Annotated in this window: 6 protein-coding genes; 4 read left to right on the top strand and 2 right to left on the bottom strand. The window is 72.4% G+C overall.

The window, feature by feature from the left end; genetic code table 11:
- The first annotated feature begins 54 nt into the window (after nucleotides 1-54).
- The 4 genes from ACZ69I_RS37665 to ACZ69I_RS37650 all read left to right on the top strand — a co-directional run bounded on the left by ACZ69I_RS37665 (nucleotide 55) and on the right by ACZ69I_RS37650 (nucleotide 13,731).
- The gene (locus ACZ69I_RS37665) at nucleotides 55-5,397 is read left to right on the top strand and encodes an SDR family NAD(P)-dependent oxidoreductase (RefSeq protein WP_470837018.1); all 5,343 of its coding nucleotides are present in this window, start codon (nucleotides 55-57) and stop codon (nucleotides 5,395-5,397) included.
- On the top strand, nucleotides 5,394-10,565 hold the full coding sequence (locus ACZ69I_RS37660; protein ID WP_470837017.1) for a type I polyketide synthase: 5,172 nt from the start codon (nucleotides 5,394-5,396) through the stop codon (nucleotides 10,563-10,565). Before ACZ69I_RS37665 ends, ACZ69I_RS37660 begins: the two co-directional genes overlap by 4 nt.
- Nucleotides 10,562-13,399 carry an AAA family ATPase gene (locus ACZ69I_RS37655; protein ID WP_470837015.1) on the top strand — a complete coding sequence of 946 codons (2,838 nt, stop codon included), beginning with the start codon at nucleotides 10,562-10,564 and terminating at the stop codon, nucleotides 13,397-13,399. Before ACZ69I_RS37660 ends, ACZ69I_RS37655 begins: the two co-directional genes overlap by 4 nt.
- Before the next feature lie 80 nt (nucleotides 13,400-13,479).
- Nucleotides 13,480-13,731 carry a DUF3253 domain-containing protein gene (locus ACZ69I_RS37650; RefSeq protein WP_467682900.1) on the top strand — a complete coding sequence of 84 codons (252 nt, stop codon included), beginning with the start codon at nucleotides 13,480-13,482 and terminating at the stop codon, nucleotides 13,729-13,731.
- A gap of 55 nt (nucleotides 13,732-13,786) precedes the next feature.
- Here the strand turns inward: ACZ69I_RS37650 and ACZ69I_RS37645 are convergent, their stop codons facing one another.
- Nucleotides 13,787-15,232: an NAD(P)/FAD-dependent oxidoreductase gene (locus ACZ69I_RS37645; protein ID WP_470837014.1), complete on the bottom strand. Its 1,446-nt coding sequence runs from the start codon at nucleotides 15,230-15,232 to the stop codon at nucleotides 13,787-13,789.
- Nucleotides 15,229-15,660, bottom strand: a complete 432-nt coding sequence (locus tag ACZ69I_RS37640) for a nuclear transport factor 2 family protein (RefSeq protein ID WP_470837012.1) — start codon at nucleotides 15,658-15,660, stop codon at nucleotides 15,229-15,231. Before ACZ69I_RS37640 ends, ACZ69I_RS37645 begins: the two co-directional genes overlap by 4 nt.
- Between the last annotated feature and the right edge of the window lie 27 nt (nucleotides 15,661-15,687).

Below are 15,687 nucleotides of genomic sequence, written 5' to 3'. Positions count from 1 at the left end.
GGGGTGTCGTCGTTCGGTGCGTCGGGGACGAATGCGCATCTGATTCTGGAGCATGTGGCTGAGCCGGTGGGTGCGGTGTCCCCGGCGGCTGATGGTGACGGGGGCGGCGTCGGGGATGGTGGGGTGGTGGTGCCGTGGTTGTTGTCGGCGCGCAGCCCGCAGGCCCTGCGCGACCAGGCACGCCGCCTGAGTGATGCGGTGGCGTCGGACGGCCCGGATTCGGCGCTGCGTGACATCGGCTGGTCCCTGCTTCGTTCACGCTCTCTGTTCGAGAAGCGCGCGGTGGTGGCGGGGCGGGGACGAACCGAACTCCTGGCGGCACTCGCCGCGTTGGCCAATGGCGAGACACACCCGGCCCTGACCGAGACCCCGGAGGGCGCGGCTAACCCGAGCGGTGACGTGGTCTGGCTGTTCAGCGGTCAGGGCAGTCAGTTGGTGGGTATGGGTGCGGGGCTGTATGAGCGTTTCCCGGTGTTTGCGGAGGCGTTCGACGAGGTGTGTGCCTTGTTGGACGCGGAATTGGGCGGCTCCCTGCGAGAGACGGTGTTCCACGGCCCCAAGGAGCGGTTGGACCACACCACGTGGGCGCAGGCGGGGTTGTTTGCGTTGCAGGTGGGTTTGGCGAGGTTGTGGGGGTCGGTGGGGGTGCGGCCGGATGTGGTGGTGGGGCATTCGGTCGGGGAGATCGCGGCTGCGTATGTGGCGGGGGTGTTCTCGCTGGGGGATGCGTGCCGGGTGGTGGGGGCGCGGGCTCGTTTGATGGGTGGGTTGCCCGGGGGTGGGGCGATGTGTGCGGTGCAGGCCACGCGTGAGGAGCTGGCTGGGGAGTTGGCCGGGACTGCGGTGAGTGTGGCGGCGGTCAACACCCCCGATTCCACCGTCATTTCGGGCCCCGGTGACGAGGTGGGGGGGATCGCCGCGGTCTGGCGGGAGCGGGGTCGTAAGACCAAGGCGCTCGCGGTCAGTCATGCGTTTCATTCGGTGTTGATGGAGCCGATGCTGGCGGAGTTCACCGAGGCCCTGAGTGGGATCGAGTTCCGGCGGCCGTCGATTCCGTTGATCAGTAACGTGTCAGGCGAGCGTGCTGGTGCGGAGATCGCGAGTGCGGAGTACTGGGCGCGGCACGTACGCCAGCCCGTACTCTTCCAGCCCGCCGTCGCCCAAGTAGCGGATGCTGCGGCTGTGTTCGTGGAGCTGGGCCCTGCGCCCGTGTTGATCACTGCCGCGCAGCACACCCTGGACGACAGGGCCGCGACGCGTGGGTCCGAGCCGGTTCTGGTGTCCTCGCTCGCTGGTGGGCGGGCGGAGGAGTTGGCGTTTGTGGAGGCGTTGGGGCGTCTGCATGTGGCGGGTGTGGTGGTGGATTGGTCGGTGGTGTTCTCGGGTGGGGTGAGGGCGCCGAGGGTGGTGGATCTGCCGACGTATGCGTTTCAGCGGGAGCGGTTCTGGTTGTCGGGTCGGTCCGGTGGGGGACGGGATGCGGCGGGGCTGGGGCTGGTGTCGGCGGGGCACTCGTTGCTGGGTGCGGCGGTGGAGTTTGCCGGTCGGGGTGGGTGTCTGCTGACGGGGCGGTTGTCGCGGTCGGGTGTGTCGTGGTTGGTGGATCATGTGGTGGCTGGTGCGGTGTTGGTGCCGGGTGCCGCGTTGGTGGAGTGGGTGTTGCGGGCCGGTGATGAGGTCGGTTGCGGGGTGGTGGAGGAGTTGATGTTGCAGGCGCCGGTGGTGGTGCCTGAGTCGGCGGGTCTGCGGGTGCAGGTCGTGGTGGACGAGGCGGGCGAGGACGGACGTCACGGCGTGGGGATCTACACCCGCCCGGACACCGACGCCGACGCCGTGCTTGGCGGTGACGCGTGGGTGTGCCACGCCACCGGCGTACTCGCCCCCGAAGATTCAGAAGCCCCCGTCGCCACGGCCGACGGGCCGACAGGCGTGTGGCCCGCGACCGGCGCCAGCCCCGTCGACCTCACCGGCTTCTACGAGCGGGTGGCCGATGCGGGCTACGCGTACGGTCCTGCGTTCCAGGGCCTGCAAGCCGTATGGCGGGATGGGCAGGACCTGCTGGCCGAGGTGGCGCTGCCCGAGGCTGCCGGTACCCATGACGGCTACGGCATCCACCCCGCCCTCCTGGACGCCGTCCTCCACCCTGCCCTGCTGCTCGACTGGCCCGGGCAGCCGCAGGGGGACGACAGGATCTGGCTGCCGTTCACCTGGAACCAGGTCTCTTTGTGGGCCGCAGGCGCGGACACCGTACGGGTGCGTCTGTCGCCCGGAGCGCATGACGAAGCCGAGCGGGAAGTGCGGGTCGAGGTCACCGATGGCACCGGGGCCAACGTCCTGAGCGTCGGCTCGGTGGCGATGCGTCCCGCCGACATCGGACAGCTGAAATCCCAACAGGCGGGTGATGAGGGCCTGTTCGTGGTGGACTGGACACCTCTCCCGCCGCCACGGACGCATGCGGAGGCGGACGCGGGGACGGAGGGCGGCGATAGCAGCGGCTGGGTCGGGCTGAAGGACGGTGTCGCCGGTCTGGTCGGCGCGGTGCAGACCGGTGGTGAGGTGCCGTGGGCCGTCGTCGCTCCCGTCGACGCCCCGGTCGGTGACGACCTGTCGATCGTGCAGCAAGTGTTGGCGTTGGTGCAGGAGTTCCTGGCGGCGCCGGAACTCGCGCAGTCCCGTCTGCTGTTCGTGACGCACGGAGCCGTGGCCGTCGACGGGAAGGGAAGCGAAAACGGGAACGGCGCCGTGGAGGCGGCCGCGGCGGCTGTGTGGGGTCTGGTGCGCAGTGCGCAGTCGGAGAACCCGGGCCGGTTCGCCCTGCTCGACGTCGCGGCCGATCACAGCACCGTGGCGATCGACGATCTGCCGCAGGACGTACTGCGTGCAGCCATCGAGGAACTCGATGAACCCCAACTCGCTCTGCGAGAGGGCCAAGTGTTCGTACCCCGGCTCGTCCGTGCGACCGGCGGCGCGCCGGTCGCGGTGCCCGACGAGCGTGCCTGGCGTCTGGACAAGGGCAGCGCCGAGACGCTGGAGAGCGTGGCCCCGGTCGCCTGCCCGGAGCTCCTGGCACCTCTCACCCCCGGCCAGGTACGCCTCGACATCCACGCCGCGGGCATCAACTTCCGGGACGTCCTGGTCAGCCTCGGTATGGTGCCGGGCCAGATCGGGCTGGGCGGCGAAGGTGCCGGTGTCGTGACGGAGGTCGGTCCTGATGTCACCCGCCTGTCGGTCGGCGACCACGTCATGGGTGTGCTGCACGGTTCTTTCGGTCCCATGGCGGTCGCCGACACACGTATGGTGGCGCCGGTTCCGCGAGGCTGGGACATGCGGCAGGCGGCCGGTATGCCCGTCGCGTATCTGACGGCTTGGTACGGGTTGGTGGAGCTGGCCGGTCTGAAGGCGGGGGAGCGGGTTCTGATCCATGCCGGTACGGGTGGTGTGGGGATGGCGGCGGTGCAGATCGCGCGCCACCTCGGCGCCGAGGTGTTCGCCACGGCGAGTCCGGCCAAGCATGGCGTACTGGAGGAGATGGGCGTCGATGCCGCGCATCGGGCGTCCTCTCGTGACCTCGACTTTGAGGACGTCATTCGGGAGGCCACCGGCGGGCGCGGTGTGGACGTCGTACTCAACAGCCTCACCGGCGAGTTCATCGACACCTCCCTGCGGTTGCTCGGCGAGGGCGGCAGGTTCCTGGAGATGGGCAAGACCGACCTGCGGACCCCCGAGGCCGTGGCCGCTGAGTACGCGGGCGTCAGCTACACCGTCTACGACCTCGTCACCGATGCCGGGCCCGACCGCATCGAGGTCATGATGCGGGAGCTGGGCGAGAGATTCGCTTCGGGCGCCCTCGACCCGTTGCCGGTACGTTCCTGGCCGCTGGACGAGGCGCGGGAGGCGTTCCGGTTCATGAGTCAGGCCAGGCATACCGGCAAGCTGGTGCTGGAGGTTCCGCCTGCCCTCGATCCCGAGGGCACGGTGTTGGTCACCGGCGGCACGGGTGTGCTCGGGCAGGTCGTGGCAGAGCATCTGGTGCGGGAGTGGGGGGTGCGGCACCTGTTGCTGGCCAGCCGCAGTGGCCCCGACGCGCCGGGTGCAAGCGAACTGGTGGAGAAGCTGGGCGCGTTGGGTGCGGAGGTGAGCATCGTTGCGGCCGATGTCAGTGATGCCGAGTCGGTGGCGGAGCTGGTGGGCAAGACCGATCCCTCGCATCCGCTGACCGGTGTGGTGCATGCGGCGGGTGTGCTGGCGGATGCCGTGGTGACCGCGCAGACGCCGGAAGGACTGGCGCGGGTATGGGCGGCGAAGGCCGCCGCCGCGAGGAACCTGCATGAGGCGACTCGTGGGATGCGGCTGGGCATGTTCGTGGTGTTCTCCTCGGCGGCCGCGACGCTCGGCAGTCCCGGGCAGGCCAACTACGCCGCCGCCAACGCCTATTGCGACGCGTTGATGCAGCACCGACGGTCACAAGGGCTGGCCGGTCTGTCCGTCGGGTGGGGACTGTGGGAGGCCTCGGACGCCCGTGCACACACCCCGACACACACCCCGACACACGCCACGACGGACGACCCGGCAGCAGACGGCAGCGGCAAGGGCATGTCCGGCGGCCTCAGCGACACCGACGTAGCCCGGATGAACCGTATCGGCGTCAAGGCCATGACCAACAAACACGGCCTGGCCCTGCTGGACGCCGCACGTCACCACGGCCGTGCCCACCTGGTCGCCGCCGACCTCGACACCCGCGTCCTGGCAGGCCGGCCCGCCACGTCCCTGCCCGCTCTCCTGCGCGCGTTCGCCGGGGGCCGGGGCTCCGCGCGGCCGACGGCCTCGGCCTCCACCGTCCGGCAGGACATCGACTGGGCAGGGAAGCTGTCCGCGCTGACCACGGACGAACAGCGCCGCACCCTGCTCGACCTGGTGCGGACGCACGCGGCGGCGGTCCTGGGGCACACCGGCACCGACGCCGTGCGCGCCGACGCACCCTTCCAGGACCTGGGCTTCGATTCGCTCACGGCGGTCGAACTGCGCAACCGCCTCTCGGCCGCCACCGGCCTGCGCCTGCCCGCGACGTTCATCTTCCGGCATCCCACCCCCTCGGCCATCGCCGACGAACTGCGCACCCAGCTCTGCCCCGCCGGGGCCGATCCCGCCGCACCGCTCTTCGGTGAGCTGGACAAGCTGGAGACGGTGATCGCGGGGCACGCGCACGACGAGGACACCCGCGGCCGGTTGGCGGCACGGTTGCAGAGCCTGCTGTGGCGCCTGGACGACGCCGCGACCGGTGTGCGCGGGGTGCGCGGGGCGGGCGATGCCGACGACGAGGCGGGCCAGGACGGGGACCTCGAGTCCGCCTCGGACGACGAACTCTTCGAGCTGATCGACCGAGAACTGCCTTCTTGATCAGGAGTGGAGAAGACATGCCGGGTACGCACGACACACCGGGTACGGAGGACAAGCTTCGCCACTATCTGAAGCGAGTGACGGCGGATCTCGGGCAGACCCGTCAGCGCCTGCGCGATATGGAGGAGCGGCAGCGGGAACCGGTGGCCATCGTCGCGATGGCCTGCCGGTACCCCGGCGGCGTCACGTCACCGGAACAGCTGTGGGACCTGGTCGCATCGGGCGGCGACGCCATCGAGGAGTTCCCCGCCGACCGTGGCTGGGACCTGGGCGGTCTCTACCACCCCGATCCCGACCACCCGGGCACGACCTACGTACGGGAGGCCGGGTTCCTGCGGGACGCGGCGCGCTTCGACGCCGACTTCTTCGGTGTCAATCCGCGCGAGGCGCTCGCCGCCGACCCGCAGCAGCGGGTGCTGCTCGAAGTGTCCTGGGAGCTGTTCGAGCGGGCGGGGATCGACCCCGCCACCCTCAAGGACACGCTCACAGGTGTGTACGCGGGTGTGTCGAGCCAGGACCACATGTCCGGCGGCCGGGTGCCACCGGAGGTCGAGGGGTATGCGACCACGGGCACCCTGTCCAGCGTCATCTCCGGCCGCATCGCCTACACCTTCGGCCTGGAAGGCCCGGCGGTGACGCTCGACACGGCGTGTTCGGCCTCGCTCGTGGCGATCCATCTGGCCTGTCAGGCCCTGCGCCAGGGCGACTGCGGCCTGGCGCTCGCGGGAGGTGTGACCGTACTGTCCACGCCGACCGCCTTCGTGGAGTTCTCCCGGCAGCGCGGACTGGCCCCCGACGGCCGGTGCAAACCGTTCGCCGAAGCCGCCGACGGCACCGGATTCTCCGAGGGCGTCGGCCTGATCCTCCTGGAACGCCTCTCCGACGCCCGTCGCAACGGACATCAAGTGCTCGGCGTCGTACGGGGTTCGGCGGTGAACCAGGACGGCGCGAGCAACGGTCTGACGGCTCCCAACGACGTGGCCCAGGAACGAGTGATCCGCCAGGCCCTGGCCAACGCGCGCGTCACCCCGGACGCCGTCGACGCCGTGGAGGCGCACGGCACCGGCACCACACTCGGCGACCCGATCGAGGGCAACGCGCTCCTCGCCACGTACGGGAAGGACCGGCCGTCGGACCGGCCGCTGTGGCTCGGTTCCGTGAAGTCGAACATCGGTCACACACAGGCCGCCGCGGGCGTGGCGGGCGTCATCAAAATGGTCATGGCGATGCGCCACGGCGAGCTGCCGGCCTCCCTGCACATCGACCGGCCCACGCCGCACGTGGACTGGGAGGACGGGGGAGTGCGCCTGCTCTCCGAGCCCGTACCGTGGCCCCGGAGCGACCGCCCGCGCCGGGCAGGTGTCTCCTCCTTCGGCATCAGCGGCACCAACGCCCACCTGATCGTGGAACAGGCCCCGCTCCCCGCGGGTTCCGGCCCCTCCGCCACCCGTGCGGAGCCGGGCGCGGAGCCGCGCGCCGTGCCGTGGGTGGTCTCCGCGCGCGGCCATGAAGCACTACGGGCCCAGGCCAGGTCGCTGTCCGAACGCGTCGCGTACGACGATGAGTTGGGCGAACCCGTCGAGATCGGCTGGTCCCTGCTGACGGCGCGTGCGCTGCACGGACACCGGGCCGTAGTGGTGGCTGCGGAGCGGGCCGAGACGATGGCGGCGCTGGAAGCATTGGCGGCGGGGGAGCCGCACCCGGCGCTGGTCGGACCGCCTTCCTCGTCCGTACGTACCGGTGGCGACATGGTCTGGCTGTTCAGTGGCCAGGGCAGTCAGTTGGTGGGTATGGGTGCGGGGCTGTATGAGCGTTTCCCGGTGTTTGCGGAGGCGTTCGACGAGGTGTGTGCCTTGTTGGACGTGGAATTGGGCGGCTCCCTGCGAGAGACGGTGTTCCGTGGTCCGAAGGAGCGGTTGGATCACACGATGTGGGCGCAGGCGGGGTTGTTTGCGTTGCAGGTGGGTTTGGCGAGGTTGTGGGGGTCGGTGGGGGTGCGGCCGGATGTGGTGGTGGGGCATTCGGTCGGGGAGGTTGCGGCTGCGTATGTGGCGGGGGTGTTCTCGCTGGAGGATGCGTGCCGGGTGGTGGGGGCGCGGGCTCGTTTGATGGGTGGGTTGCCCGGGGGTGGGGCGATGTGTGCGGTGCAGGCCACGCGTGAGGAGCTGGCTGGGGAGTTGGCCGGGACTGCGGTGAGTGTGGCGGCGGTCAACACCCCCGATTCCACCGTCATTTCGGGCCCCGCTGACGAGGTGGAGCGGATCGCCGCGGTCTGGCGGGAGCGGGGTCGTAAGACCAAGGCGCTCGCGGTGAGTCATGCGTTTCATTCGGTGTTGATGGAGCCGATGCTGGCGGAGTTCACCGAGGCCCTGAGTGGGATCGAGTTCCGGCGGCCGTCGATTCCGTTGATCAGTAATGTCTCGGGTGAGCGTGCTGGTGCGGAGATCGCGAGTGCGGAGTACTGGGTGCGGCACGTGCGCCAGCCCGTACTCTTCCAGCCCGCCATCACCCAACTGGCTTCGAACGCAAGGGCATTCATCGAACTCGGCCCAGGCCCCGTCCTGGTCACCGCCGCCCAACACACCCTCGACGCCGCCGTCGACGGTGACCCCGACACCTCCGAGCCGGTCGTCACCGCCTCCCTCCACTCCTCCCAGCTGGACGACGTCGCCTTCGCGCACGCCATGGGCCGCCTGCATACGGCGGGGATCGCGGTGGACTGGTCGGTGTATTTCCCGGCCGACCCGGAGCCCCGCACCGTGGACCTGCCCACCTATCCCTTTCAGGGCCGACGTTTCTGGCTGGCGGACGTCACGGCGCCGATGGCCATGCCGCAGGCGGACGAGGGGGCGGCCGGGTTCTGGGCTGCCGTCGAAGGGGCGGACGTACAGGCGCTCTGCGACACCCTGCGCCTCAAGGACGACGAACACAGGTCGGCTCTGAAGACGGTGTTCCCGGCGCTGTCGGCGTGGCGGCGCGAACGGCGTGAGCGGTCGGTCGTCGACGGGTGGCGGTACCGCGTCGACTGGCAGCACACCGACCTCGCGACGGTCGCGGCGCCCTGCGCCACGGATGCGACGCCCACCGGTACCTGGCTGGTCGTGGCCCCCACCACCGGAGCCGGAGCCTGGCCGCGGGCGTGTGCCCGGGCCCTGGAGGAAGCCGGAGCCCATGTCGACCTGATGGACGTCGGCCCGGCCACCGGGCGGGCCGACCTGGCGGACCTGCTCCGGGCACGGCAGTCCGCCCTCCCGGACGACGCGCCGCTCGCCGGAGTGCTGTCCCTGCTGGCCCTCGATGACCTGCTGGCCCTCGACGACCTGTCGGCCCTCGATGACCTGTCTGTCCTCGGCGAGGGGCCGCAGGCGCCCGGTCGCAACGGCGAAGCCCCGACGCGCGGCCTCACGGACACCCTGACGCTGGTGCAGGGCTCGCTGGACGCGGGCCTGGCGGTGCCTCTGTGGTGCGCGACCCGAGGCGCCGTCTCGTGCGGCGACGCCGACCCGGTCGTCGCCCCGGCGCAGGCGCCGGTGTGGGGGCTCGGCCGGGTAGCGGCCCTGGAGCACCCGGACCTGTGGGGCGGCCTGCTGGACCTGCCCGCCGACCCGGACGCGCTCGACGGAGGCGCGCTGTACGCGGTGCTGCGCGGCGACAGCGGCGAGGACCAGGTCGCACTGCGGCGTGGCGGTGTTCTCGGCCGCCGTCTGGTGCCCGACGCGGCCACCGGTGACGAGCCCGCCGGTGACTGGCGGCCGCACGGTGCCGTCCTGGTCACGGGCGGCGTCGGCCATCTGGCGGACCAGGTCGTACGGTGGCTCGCCGCGTCCGGCGCCGAACAGGTCGTACTCCTGGACACCGGCCCCGAGGACGGTCGGCGGGACGGCGAACTCGCGGCCGAAGTGGCCCAGTACGGGGCCGCGTTGACGATCCTCGACGGCGACCGGAGTGACGCCCGGGAAGCAGTGACGCAGGCGCTCGCCCGGACGGCTGAAGACGACGCATCGCCCCCCGGCCCGACCCCAACACCCCTGCGCACCGTCATCCACACCTCGCTGCCCGGCCGACTCGCGCCCCTGGCGGAGATCACCCCCGAGGAACTCGGTGAGGCGGCCTCCGCCGCCGTGGAGCTCGCCCACCTGGCGAGCCCGGCTCCGCGACCGACGGACGCGGGGACGGGGGCGGGGGCGGGGGCGGACACGGTCGACACCGTCCTGTACTTCTCCTCCGTGGCGGCAACCCTCGGCAGCAGGGAGCACGGCGCGTACGCCGCCGCCAACGCCTACCTGGACGCGCTCGCCTCGGCGCGACCGTCCGGCGCCGAAGGCCCCCGGACGGTCTCCGTGGGCTGGGGCATCTGGGATCTGCCGGACGACGGCGAACCGGCCCGCAGCGCCGCCGGACTCTCCCGGCGGCAGGGACTGCCCCCGCTGGAACCGAAGTTGGCGCTCGGCGCCCTGCACGCGCTGCTCGACGGGGGCACGGGACACACGTTGGTCGCCGACATCGAGTGGGAACGGTTCGCGCCGCTGTTCACGCTGGCCCGCCCGGCCCGACTGCTCGACGGGGTCCCCGCGGCCGTACGCGTCCTCGACGCCGCGTCGGACACCGCCGAGGGGCCGTCGGAGAACGCGGCGGCGCTGCGCCGCGAACTGGCCACCTTGCCCGTGCGTGAGCGGACCGGAGCGCTCCTGGATGTCGTACGCGAGCAGGTGGCCGCCGTCCTGCGGTACGAGCCGGGCCAGGAGGTGGAAGCGGAGAAGGCGTTCAAGGACCTCGGCTTCGACTCGCTCGTGGTCGTGGAGTTGCGCAACCGGCTGCGTGCCGCCACCGGCCTCCGGCTGCCCGCCACGATGGTCTACGACTATCCGACGCCCCGCGCCCTTGCGGAACACCTGCTGGAGAGGCTCCTGCCCGACGGCGGCGCGGGTGAGCTTCCGGCCGCCGCCCTCCTGGACGACTTGGAGGCCACCCTCGCCGGACTCGCGGTGGACGATCCGCGCCGCAAGGGCCTGGTCCGGCGCTTGCAGACCCTGCTGTGGAAACAGCCCGGCGTCGCCAGGACGGCCGGTTCCGACGAGGACGAGACGCCGGGCGAGGGCGAGGATCTGGCGGCGGCGAGCGCCGATGACATGTTCGCGCTGATCGACCGGGAGTGGGGCACGCGGTGAGCCTGGTGGAACGGGCCGGGGAACTGGCGGCCCTGCAGGACGCGTTCGACGGATCTCCGGACGCCCGCGGCAGCCTCGTGCTGATCAGCGGCGCGGTCGGCACCGGCAAGACCGCGCTGCTGCGTGCCTGGACGGACCGCCTCGGCGCCGACGCCCTGGTGCTGACCGCTACTGCCTGCCGCGCCGAGCGCGCCCTGCCCCTGGGCGTCCTGGAGCAGCTCCTGGACAGCCCCGGCGTGCCTGCCGCGCAGGCCGAAGGCGTGCTGAGCTGGATCGCCGACACCGGTACGGACGCCCGTACGGGGACGGACGACAGGCCGGTGCCCCCCACACTCCCGGTGCCCCCCCCACTCCCGGTGCCCCCCACACTTCCGGTGCCCCTCACGCCCCCGGTACCCCGCGCCCCCCTCCTCCGCGCCCTCCACGCACTGCTGCGAGACCTGCTCGCCGAGCGGCCCGTCGTGGTCGCCGTCGACGACGCGCACCACGCCGACGCGGCCTCGCTGCAGTGTCTCCTGTACGTGGTCCGTCGGCTGCGGTCGGCGCCGCTGCACCTGGTGGTCACCGAGAACGTTCAGGAGAAGGCGGCGAACGCCCTGCTGGGGAGCGAGCTCCCGCACCAACCGGCGTTGCGGCGGATACGGCTGGAGCCCCTGTCGAAGGCGGGAGTGGAGGCCGTGCTCGCCCGGCGCCTGGACGAGCGGACGGCCCAGGACCTCACGCCCGCCGTCCACGCCATGAGCGCCGGCCACCCGCACCTCGTCCGGGCGCTCGCCGACGACCACCGCACGGCGGACGGCGCCGGGGAAGCGTACGAACGCGCGGTGCTCGGCTTCCTGTACCGGCACGAGGCCCCCGTCACCCTGGTGGCGCGCGCCGTCGCGGTCCTGGGGGAACACGCCGCCCACCCGACTCTGGTCGGACGGCTCCTCGGCACCGAGGCCGACGCGGATTTCGCCGCCGGTTCCGACGCGGATTGCGAAGCCGACGTCGATACCGCCTCCATCGCCCGCGCCGTGCGCCTGCTGACCGCCGCGAACGTGCTGCACGACGGACGTCTGTGCCACCCCGCCTTCGCCGCGGCGGTCCTGGACGGTATGCCGCCCGAGGAGCGCGCCGCCCTGCACGGGCGCGTGGCCGCACTCCTCCACGAGGAGGGGGCCCCGGCCACCGAGGTCGCCGCGCACCTCGTGGCCGCCGCCGATCGCTCGGACACACCCTGGGCGGTACCCGTCTTCCAGGAAGCCGCCCAACTCGCCCTGGACGAGCACCGGGTGGAGACGGCCGTGGGTTACTTGCGCGCCGCCCACCGGCGCTGCCGGAGCGTCGACCAGCTGGCCGTGATCGTCGGAGCGCTCGCCGACGCGGAATGGCGCCTGGACCCGGCGAAGGTCCTCCGCCACCTTCCCGCCCCCGGGCCCGCCGCACCCACTACCGCCCCACCCCCACCCCCACCCCCGCCCCTGCCCACCCACCTCCTCTGGCACGGCCGGGTCGAAGAGGGCCTGGCGGCCATGGACGCGCTCACCGGCCCGAACCCCGGCGGCGCGCCGTCGGTCAATGCGGCGGACCTCGACACCCCGTGGCTCTGGGGCGCCTTCCTCTACCCCGGGCACGTCAAGGAGCGCCTGGGGTCGGGCGTCCTGTCCTCGCAGCGCTCCGCGCCCCCGGCGTCCACCCCCGAGCTACAGGGCTCCGGCACGCTCATGAGCGAACTGCTGCACGGCGGCGAGCGCGATGCTGTCGACGCCGCCGAGCGCGCCCTGAACCGCTACCGGCTCGGCCCTCGCACGGTGGCGGTCCAGACCGCCGCCCTGGCCACCCTCACCTACCGCGACCGGCCGCACCGCGCGGCCGCCTGGTGCGACGGTCTCCTCGCCCAGGCGGCCGAGTGCGACAGCCCCACCTGGCAAGCGCTGTTCCACGCGTGGCGCGCCCTGATCCACGTGCGGCAGGGCGATCCCGCGGCGGCGGAGCGGCGCGCCGGGACCGCGCTCGCCCTGCTCGGACCCAAGGGCTGGGGCGCCGCGATCGGCCTTCCGCTGGCGGCCGCCGTGCAGGCCAGGACAGTTCTGGGCGATGTGGACGGGGCGGCGGCCCTGCTGGAGAGGCCCGTACCGCAGTCGGTCTTCCAGTCCCGCACCGGACTGCACTACCTGGCGGCACGGGGCCGCTACCACCTCGCCACCGGCTGCCACTACGCGGCACTGTGCGACTTCTACGCCTGCGGTACGCGGATGAGCAGCTGGGGCGTGGACCTGCCCGCGCTGGAGGCATGGCGCCTGGGCGCCGCCGAGGCGTACCTGGCCCTCGGTGAAACGCTGCTGGCCCGCCAACTCGTCGACGCGCAGCGCGTACTGCCCGCACCGCGGGGCGGACGCACCCGAGGCATGACCCTGCGCCTGCGGGCGGCCACGGCCCCCGCCCCCGTACGGGCCGGGCTCCTCGACGAGGCCGTGGCGGTGCTCCGGGAGAGCGGTGACCTCTTCGAGCTGGCGCGGGCCGTCGCCGACCAGAGTGTCGCCGTACGCGAGAGCGGTGAGGCGGAGCGCGCCCGGCTACTGGCCCGCAAAGCGCACCTCCTGGCCCGGCGCTGGGGCGGCGCGCCCACCCCGGTGACCGCCCCCGAGGCCCCCGAACTTCCTTCCGCCCCCGATCCGGAGACCGAACTGACCGGCGCGGAACGCCGGGTGGCGGAGCTGGCCGCGGACGGGCTCACCAACCGCGAGATCTCCCGGCAACTGTGCGTCACGGTCAGCACCGTGGAACAGCACCTGACCCGCATCTACCGCAAGCTCGACGTCAAGCGGCCGGACTTGCAGGCCGCCCTGTAGGCGGGGCCCTGGAGGCGTCCTTGCACCGCCGGGCCCGGCGGAGGTGCCAGACTGACGCGGTGACGCACACCGAACAGGGCATGGACCGTCGCTTGGAGCAGACCATCCTGGAGCTGTTGGAGCGTCGCGGTCCGACCGCGACGATCTGCCCGTCGGATGCCGCGCGGGCGGTGTACGAAGGCGATGACGACGGCTGGCGCGCGCTGATGGAACCGGCCCGCCGCGCGGCCCGGCGCCTGGTCACGGCCGGCGAGGTGGAGATCACCCAGGCAGGCCGGCCCGTCGACCCGGCGACAGCCCGCGGCCCGATCCGCATCCGCTCAGCCCGCTGACCGGGCGGCGGACCGGGGGAGCGGGCTGGGGGAGTGGACCGGGCCGACGTCGAGGTCAGGACCGTACGGCCGCCGGGGCGAGCGTCGCCGCGTCCAGGCCCACCACGTCCAGCTCCTCCGGAAGGAACGGCGGAGCGGCCAGGTCGGGCAGCCGTTCGTCGGCGCGCATCGCCATCAGGAAGCGGTTCGAGCCCAGTTCGGTCTGCGGCGCGTTCAGGCTCATCACGTCCGTGACGATCTCCGAGGCCTTCGGCGAGCGGATCGACGCCGCGGTGATGGCCTCGGCGAACCGCAGCCGCTGCGCGGTGTCCACGCCGATGAGCCGCGGATCCGTCGCGGAGACACGGCAGTTGACGTAGTCGATGTCCTTCGTGGCGGCCAGGATCCACGGGTCGTCGACCGCCGCGCCGATCGCCTTCTGCAGGGCCAGGGCGAACCCGGCGCCGCCATGCGGGCTCCGCTCGAACTCGCGGTCGATCGTGTCGGCGCAGCGCGCCGCCGAGCTCATGCCGTGCCCGTAGATCGGATTGAACGCGGTCAGCGAGTCGCCGACGACGAGGAGGCCGTCGGGCCACTGGTCGAGACGCTCGGGATACAGGCGGCGGTTCGCCCCGGAACGGGAGCCGTACACGGGGGTCAGCGGCTCGGCGCCGCGGAGCAGCTCGGCGATGACCGGATGGTTCAGGTTCTCCGCGAACGGCACGAACTCATCCTCGGACGTGGGGAGTTGAGCCCCTCGCGTGCAGGAGAGCGTCGCCAGCCAGCGGCCGCCCTCGATGGGGTAGACCACGCCGAATCGGCCGGGCTCGCGCACCCGGTCGTCGGCGGCGATGTTCACCGCGGGGAAGCGCGTGGTCGCGCCGGGCGGGGCCTGGAAGAGGCGGGTGGCGTACGCCACGCCCGCGTCGACGACGTCCTCCTCCAGGGCGGGCACCCCGAGCGCGGAGAGCCACTGCTTGAGGCGGGAGCCGCGGCCGGTGGCGTCGATGACCAGGTCGGCCTCCAGGGTCTCCTGACGGCCGCCGTCGTCCTCGCGGACGACGACACCGGTGACCCGGCGGTCGCCGCCCGTCAGCTCGACGGCCTCGGTGCGCTGCCGGACGGTGATGTTGCCCGCCGCGAGTGCCCGGCGGCGTACGGTCAGGTCGAGCAGCGGGCGGCTGGCGACCAGCGCGAACTGCGTGGCGGGGAAGCGGTGCTGCCAGCCCTGCCCGGTCAGCGTCACCAGGTCCTCGGGGAAGCCGAGGCGGCGGGCGCCGGCCGCGAGGAGCCGGTCGGTGGTGCCGGGCAGCATCTCCTCGATGAGCCGGGCGCCGTTGGACCACAGCAGGTGGGCGTGGCGGCCCTGCGGCACTCCCTTGCGGTGCCGGGGCTCCCCGGGCAGCGCGTCGCGTTCGACGACGGTGACGGCGTCCACGTGGCGGGCCAGGGCGTGGGCCGCGAGGGTGCCTGCCATGCTGGCGCCCAGTACGACGGCGTGTGCGGGTCGGGTGGTGGTCACGCGCGGGTCCCTTCGGGGTACGGGGTGGCGTCGGTGTGCGGGGTGTCGGCGGGCTCGTCCATGGTCACGTCCGTCACTCCCCAGAACGCCTGGACCCGGCGGCCGAGGCCGTTCTCGTCGAGCTCGACGATGCCGACGATGCGGAAGGTCATCGGCCGGGGCCGCTGCACGGTGACCGTGGTCGGCGTCACCACGAAACGGTCGTCCATCGACGTCACCGGCGGATCCGGCACCTCGTGCGTACCGCAGGAGACGGCCAGTTCGAGGTGTCGGCGCAGATCGTCCTTGCCCACCATCGGCGGCCGCCCCACGGGGTCCTCGAAGACGATGTCGTCGGTGAACAGGTCGAGGACGCCCTCGATGTCACCGGCGTTGATGCGCTCGGCGTAGTCGACGGCCATCTGCTTGCGCGCGGCCTCGTCGGGCATTGCACCTCCAGGAAGGGTGGGGCCTGG

This window comes from Streptomyces sp. NPDC036815, assembly GCF_055609205.1.
Note: the sequence above shows the minus strand (reverse complement) of the source record. Positions and strands in the feature narration are given on the sequence as shown.